This is a genomic window from Streptomyces sp. NPDC006476 (assembly GCF_040612015.1).
Lineage (GTDB): Bacteria > Actinomycetota > Actinomycetes > Streptomycetales > Streptomycetaceae > Streptomyces > Streptomyces griseorubiginosus_B.
Genome location: NZ_JBEXPK010000174.1, coordinates 1 through 6,384 on the forward strand (window position 1 = coordinate 1; position 6,384 = coordinate 6,384).

Annotated in this window: 6 protein-coding genes and 1 pseudogene; 4 read left to right on the forward strand and 3 right to left on the reverse strand. The window is 66.1% G+C overall.

What is annotated here, in order from left to right; genetic code table 11:
- Nucleotides 1-145: 145 nt before the first annotated feature.
- The gene (locus tag ABZZ74_RS51960) at nt 146-415 is read left to right on the forward strand and encodes a transposase family protein (protein ID WP_356951127.1); all 270 of its coding nucleotides are present in this window, start codon (nt 146-148) and stop codon (nt 413-415) included.
- A gap of 403 nt (nt 416-818) precedes the next feature.
- Here the strand turns inward: ABZZ74_RS51960 and ABZZ74_RS51965 are convergent, their stop codons facing one another.
- Genes ABZZ74_RS51965 through ABZZ74_RS51975 form a run of 3 tightly spaced genes read right to left on the reverse strand, consistent with a single transcriptional unit; the run spans nt 819 to nt 3,633 of the window.
- Nucleotides 819-2,093 (reverse strand): glycosyltransferase family 2 protein, encoded by a 1,275-nt coding sequence (locus ABZZ74_RS51965; RefSeq protein WP_356951122.1) that lies wholly within the window; start codon nt 2,091-2,093, stop codon nt 819-821.
- A gap of 5 nt (nt 2,094-2,098) precedes the next feature.
- Nucleotides 2,099-2,923 (reverse strand): hypothetical protein, encoded by an 825-nt coding sequence (locus tag ABZZ74_RS51970; protein ID WP_356951123.1) that lies wholly within the window; start codon nt 2,921-2,923, stop codon nt 2,099-2,101.
- Entirely contained in the window at nt 2,920-3,633 is a 714-nt protein-coding gene (locus ABZZ74_RS51975; protein WP_356951124.1) for an FkbM family methyltransferase, read from the reverse strand. The genes ABZZ74_RS51970 and ABZZ74_RS51975 overlap by 4 nt, the downstream gene beginning before the upstream one ends.
- 550 nt (nt 3,634-4,183) lie before the next feature.
- Here ABZZ74_RS51975 and ABZZ74_RS51980 point away from each other — a divergent pair.
- The 3 genes and pseudogenes from ABZZ74_RS51980 to ABZZ74_RS51990 form a co-directional block, all read left to right on the forward strand.
- The gene (locus tag ABZZ74_RS51980; RefSeq protein ID WP_356951125.1) at nt 4,184-4,408 is read left to right on the forward strand and encodes a transposase domain-containing protein; all 225 of its coding nucleotides are present in this window, start codon (nt 4,184-4,186) and stop codon (nt 4,406-4,408) included.
- Between the two features lie 109 nt (nt 4,409-4,517).
- The gene (locus tag ABZZ74_RS51985; protein ID WP_356951126.1) at nt 4,518-5,669 is read left to right on the forward strand and encodes an ISAs1 family transposase; all 1,152 of its coding nucleotides are present in this window, start codon (nt 4,518-4,520) and stop codon (nt 5,667-5,669) included.
- A gap of 42 nt (nt 5,670-5,711) precedes the next feature.
- A pseudogene (locus ABZZ74_RS51990) lies at nt 5,712-6,266 on the forward strand (transposase); the annotation flags it as partial.
- Nucleotides 6,267-6,384 lie beyond the last annotated feature (118 nt).

The window sequence follows — 6,384 nt, forward strand, 5'->3', positions numbered from 1 at the left end:
CACCTCCGCACCGCTCAACTTTGAAGACCCGAGAAGGGCAACCTGATCTGGATCTCCGCGGCCAAGCCCGGACGGTCCGGCGAGATCACCACCCGCCCGCCACAACAAGATCACCGGACACCTGAGGGAAGCCGGCCTCGGCGCCCTGGCCGACCTCGGCTTCGTCGGCCTCGACGACAAGCCCGACGACGACCCGGTGATCATCACCGGCCGCAAGACCACCCGCAACCACAAGCTGACCGACGCCGAGAAGGAAGCGAACCGCCTGGTCAGCCGCGAACGCGCCGCCAACGAACATGGCTTCGCGAACCTCAAGTCATGGCGGATCCTGACTAAACTCCGCACGGACACCAGGCAGGCGACCACGCTCCTGCGGGCCCTGGTCGTTCTGACGAACAGCGAAGTACAGCGCTGACAGAGCCGGCGGATGATCTCGCCCCGACGATCACGCCACCTGTCAGCGCGAGGACCTCACCGGCGCATCACACCAGCCCCACTGAACTGCGGAAACGAGCTTGGCGGAGCCTCAGTCGGCGGCCTGGTCGACGTCCGCGAGGAAGTCCTCGATGGACATCTCCTTCAGACGGGGATGGCGGTAGCTGTGGCTGCCCAGCACGTGCCCGGCCGCCGTGTAGGCACGGAGCCGTCCTCGCCACCGAGGCCGCGGGGCTGTTGGAGATCGCCGACCACAACGAAGAAGCCCGCCTGTTCGATTGCTGCGTCGGCCAGTTGCCCGACCAGCGTGGCGGTGCGTTCGTCGGGGGTGAAAACCCCCCGGGTCGTGCGGGGTGTCGTCGAAGGTGAAGGCCACGCGTTTGTCAGTCGGCATCGAAAACTCCCTTCGACGACAACGCTTGCGTCTCCACGTCACCGCTGCGGTCGAGCTTGTCCCAGCCACCGTGCTGCCGGGTGAGTATCCGGGCCCACGCGACCCACATCGCCAGTGAGCCCACGAACGGGATGGCAACAGTGGCCCGGATTCCGGTGTGCACCTCGACGAGCCCGGCCGCCGCTCTGCTGGCGGCGTCGAGTGAGCGCGCGAACCGGCGTGACAACACGAAGTGGCCGTAGTTCAGCGCGAGGGTGAAAAGATACGCCGTCGCAACCCAGGTCACGGTCTCCGGATTCCGCAGCACGAGCGTCACGGCTGAGAGCGGCAGCAGCACCGCACCGGGCAGCCAGACCAGCGGCAGGATCGAGTTGTTCCATAGCAAGTACAGCCACAACGTGGCTGCGAGGCCCCCACGTCGCAGAGCCGGCCCCGCGACGCGCAGCAACACCTGTGTCTTGCCAGTGGCCCAGCGGACGCGCTGGCGGCGCAGACCCGCCATCGTGTCCGGTCCTTCCGTCAGCACGGTCGCCGAGGCCTCGTGGGTCGTGCGGTGACCGTTGAGAAGTAGCGCCAGCGTGAGGTGCGCGTCTTCGGCCAAGGTGCCCTCGGGGTACCCCCCCGTTTCGACCACGGCGCTGTGGCGGAAGGCACCGATCGCCCCGGGGATCACGGTGATCCGCTGCCAGTGCGCGAACGCCCGGCGCTCGATGTTGTTCGCGGCCTCGTACTCGTTTACCTGCGCGGCGTAGACGAATGCCTGCGCCGGGTGGCGGTTGCCGACGATCATCTGCCCTGATACTGCAGCCACGAGCGGATCGGTGAAGTGGGCGAGCAGCCGGGCGAGGGTGTCGGGCAGCACCTGAGTGTCGGCGTCCACAGAGACGAAGAACTCCGTACCGACGGCCTTGAGGGCGTGGTTGAGGGCCGCCGCCTTGCCATGGTTGCTCTGGCTGAGCACGAGCAGCACGTCGCCGTACTGCTGCTGAGCCTCGAGCATCACTTTTAGGGTGCCGTCGTTCGAACCGTCGTCGACGCAGATCACGCGGTCGAGCTCGACCCCCCGGGAGGCAAAGATAGAATCGATGGTCTTGCTCAATACTTTCTCCTCGTTGAAACAAGGCACGATGACCGACACACGCCGCCGGTGCCCCTCCTGCGGGCCGCGCACGGGTCTGCGCGCGACGGCCAGCAGGACGAAACCCTGAAGGGCTGAGGAGACGGACAACGCCGTGAGCACCACGAACAGGATGGAAATAGCCATGGCGGTCACTGCGCGCCGAGGTCGTCCGGCGTGAGCTCGACATCGGAGAAGGCCCGCAGATAGGCGGTGATGGAGGTGCCCGCCTCGTCGGTGGGCCGTATGCCGTTGTCAAGGTAAGCGAGTACACCGTACGGTCCGCAGAGGTGCGCGGCACCAAGCAGCGACGCCGGCGACGACTCGGCCGAGCTCCAGAGGTCGCGGCCGGACTTCGCGAAGTGGCGGTTGAGGATTCTGGCGTTGTGACGCAAGGCGCGGCGCAGTACCGCGAGCTGGTTGTCGTAGCGGCGAAGGTCAGCGAAGGAGTCGATGCCATCGCGGCCTGTGAACGTACCCCGCCACTCGTTGACGTCCGTGCCGATGCGGGGACCATTGATGTCTTCGTCATGATAGACGTGGCTCGTCGTACCGCCGCACCAGGTGCTCTCCGGCAACGCCGGGGCGTAGTAGGACGGGACTTTGATCTCTTCGCCGTCGAGGACGACGACACCGCGCATCGGACGGTAGTACTGCAGGTCGGTGAGCAGCGCCTCACCGAACTGGAACCCGACGAAACCCCAGGGGTTGACTACCGCAGCCTGGACGGCCGTGATGCCGACCGTGTCGCGTTCGACGAAGAGGTCCGCCACCCCGGTGCGCGCCAGGAATTCGGCGATCGTGATGCGTTCGGTGACCGGAGCGCCGGTGGTGGGGTCACGCACGAGCCGACCGGGGCGTTCGACGCGCCAGTAATCCATGACCGGTTCATCGAAGTTGTCGGAATACCAGCCCAGTTTCCGGGAGTCGATGCGGGATTCGAGGTCGAGGAGGCGGCGGCTGAAGGCGGATATCATGCGGGGGCCCTTGTTTCATGAAAGCGTTTACTGGCGAACACCACGTTGTACTGCTCTTCGGTCTGGGTGTCGCGGGCGACGGGTTCGAGGCCGTGTTCACGCAGATCGGCGACGACATCCTCGGCGAGCCATTGGCCTTGCCAGAACGGCGTTTCCTCGACTTCGACCTTCAGCAGGTCGCATCGACCGAGAAACCTCCGGCCCCCGGTCAGGACCTGTTCCGTGGCGCCTTCGACGTCCAGCCACAGGGCGAACGGCCCCGGGTGGTCAGCGAATTCGTGGTCCAGCGTCGTCGCGGCCACAGTGACTTCTTCGTATTCGACGTCACCAAGCCAGTCGCGGCCCGCCCTGGGGAGCAGGGAGTTGTAGCCCTCGACACGGTCGTCGGCGAGGCTGGCGCTGTCGGTGATCACGAGGAAGGTGACTTCGCCGGGCAGGTTCGACAGCGCCTGGTGCCGGTAGTCCACGTGGTGGGCGATGAAGTCCGCGCCGGCTGCAAACTTTCGGTGCACGTAGGGGTTCGCCTCGAACGCGATCACCGTGCAGTCCGGGACCGCAGCTGCGACTGCCAGCGATGCCTCTGCCCCATGCGCTCCCGCTTCGACGAAGACCCGGGGCCGCAGCAGGGCGACCTGTTCGAGGAAGAACTGGTCCAGCTCCTCGCTAGTACGGGTTGTCCGAATTCCTTTTTGCCGTGCATGAAAGTCCACTTTCGAAAGACTCTCTTTCGTGATCTTGGCCGCTCACCGAGTGATTCGCGTGCGTGACTCAGCGATCAAGCACGAGACTCCGGCACTTGCGCTGGCGGTGGGCAGCATCATCGCGGCTGCGGAGCCACCGCAGCCGCAGCGAGGATGCCGGTCTTCTTGGTGACACGTCGGTGGCTCAACTTACTGACCTAACGTGGGGGCATGGCTCGTGAACGGCCAGCCAGGTGGCAGTGCTTGCGGTGAAGCGCAAGCACGGTGTGGGTCTTGGGACGCCGAGACGGGGATCTGCCTCTCCTGCAGCACGATCCCCACAGGTCCCACCACTGATATGATACGGATCTCCCCGGCGGAATTCTCACAGGAATCAACAGCAGGTGCTTGTCCACTGACGCGACGAACTCCCTTTGACCCGGCTGCAGTTCGAGTGCCAACCCGGTGACCGAGACCGGAAGCCCAACGTCGCTTCCGTAGTGTGATCTTGGTCGGGTAGGGTCCTGATCTTGTGGCGAGTGGGCACATAGCTGGTGAGACCTACCCTGAGCGGACGCGGATGGGGCTGCTGTCGCGGACCTTCACTCCGGAGCTGGTGCATCTGGCGATCAAGGAGACCGGGGTACGGCAGGAGCGTACGAAGGCGCTGCCCTCACATCTGGTGGTGTACTTCACGCTTACGATGTGGCTGTTCACGCACCTGGGGTACGGGGCGGTACTGCGGGAGCTGGTGGAGAACTTCCCGCTGCGCAAGGGGGAGTTGTGGCGCCCCGCTCGCTTGTAGGCGTGCAGGTCACGGCGGTGTGACGATGTTCGGTGGGCGCGCGACGTACGCAACGAAGCTCCGTTGTGCGGGTGACCTTCCCAAGTCGCCTTCGCCCAACGGAGCTTCGATGTGCCGCCAGTCTGCCACCGTCTGCCTGATCAAGTCGCCCACCCGTCAGCACCGTGCGGTCGGCCCGCTGGCCCTGCGGCTGCAGACACTGGCCGATCCGCGGTGCCGGCGCGGGAAGCGTCACCCCTTCGTGGCCGTCCTGCTGGTGGCCTGCTCGGCGGTGGTCGCCGGAGCGAAGTCCTTCGCGGCCATCGGGCAATGGGCCACGGAGGCGCCGCAGAACACCCTCGCCCGACTCGGGGCCCGCACCGCCACGGCGTTCGCCCTGCGCGTCGCGCCCAGCAGCGCAACGATCCGCCGGGTCGTCCAGCGCACCTGCCCCGGAGGGCTGGCCGACCTGCTGGGCTGCGATCCAGCCGGGAGCGACACCCTGGCCGTGGACGGCAAGAGCGCCCGCGGCTCGCGCCATGACACCACTCCGGCCGCCCATCTGCTGGCCGCCATGACCGGCAGCGGCCAGATCGTCACTCAACTGCGGGTGCCGGACAAGACGAATGAAATCACCTGCTTCGCCGCCCTGTTGGAGCCCTACGACCTGACCGGGGTGACGGTGACCGCCGATGCTCTGCACACCCAGCGTGACCACGCCCGCTTCCTCGTGGAGACCAAGAAGGCTCACTACGCGTTCACCGTGAAGAAGAACCAGAAGGGCCTGTACGAACAGCTTCGGACTCTGCCCTGGGGTGAGGCGACGGCGAAGTTCTACGACCGGTCCACCGGACACGGACGCCTGGAGACCCGCGTGGTGCAAGCCCTGACCATCACCGACCTCGGCGTCGACTTCCCGCACGCCGCCCAGGTCGCCAAGATCGTCCGGCACCGCACCTCGGCCAAGACCGGCAAGCGCACCCGCGAGACCGTCTACGTCATCACCGACCTGACCAGCAGGCAGGCCTCCCCCGAGCGGATCGCGAAGATCGTGAGGTCACAGTGGGTGATTGAAAACCGGCTCCACTTCGTGCGGGACACAGCCTTCCGCGAGGACGCCTCCAAGGTCCGCATCGGACACGGACCTGAGAACATGGCGACGCTTCGCAGCTTCGCCATCAACCAGCTCCGTGCCGCTGGCCACACCAACATCGCCGCCGGACTCCGCGAGATGTCCCTCCGCCCTTTCGAGCGGCCACTGACCCTCCTCGAACTCGGCTGACCAGCACCGACTCAAGATCATCAGACTTTGCAACCGCCCTGCCGGATCGTCGGCCTCGTCCTCGACCAGATTGCCGTCGACGGCTCCATCACCAAAGCCCCCGGCGGTGGGGAGGCCACGGGCCGTTCACCGGTCGATCGCGGCAAACAGGGCCTGAAACGCTCCGGCATGACAGATGGTTATGGAATCCCGCTGGGCCGCGTGCTGGCTGGAGCGAACCGCCACGACTCCCCGCTCCTCGCCCCGACTCTGGACCGCCTGAACGACCTGGGACCGCTGCCCGACGACATCACCGTGCACCTGGACGCAGGCTACGACTCGGACAAGACCCGCACCCTGCTCGACGAACGCAGCCTGCACGGCCGCATCGCGCACAAGGGGGAGAAGGCACCGATCCAGGCAAGTCAGAGGTGGCATGTCGAACGGACCCACGCCTGGCAGAACGCCTTCCACCGCCTCGCCCGCTGCTACGAGCGCCGGGCCACAGTCATCGACACCTTCTTCGATCTGGCCGACACCATCATCACCGTGCGTAGCCTGATCCGTCGGGCATGGACGACCCACCGCTGGGACAAACGCCCCAACCGCCGCCCATGAACACACGCCTACCTGCGCGACCTCTAACCCCGGTTATTCAGCGGAATTGGGTGAGCTGACGGCCTGACAGCAGAAAGGTGCCGCTGACCTGCGAGGATGCGAGTGTCTAGGTCGTATC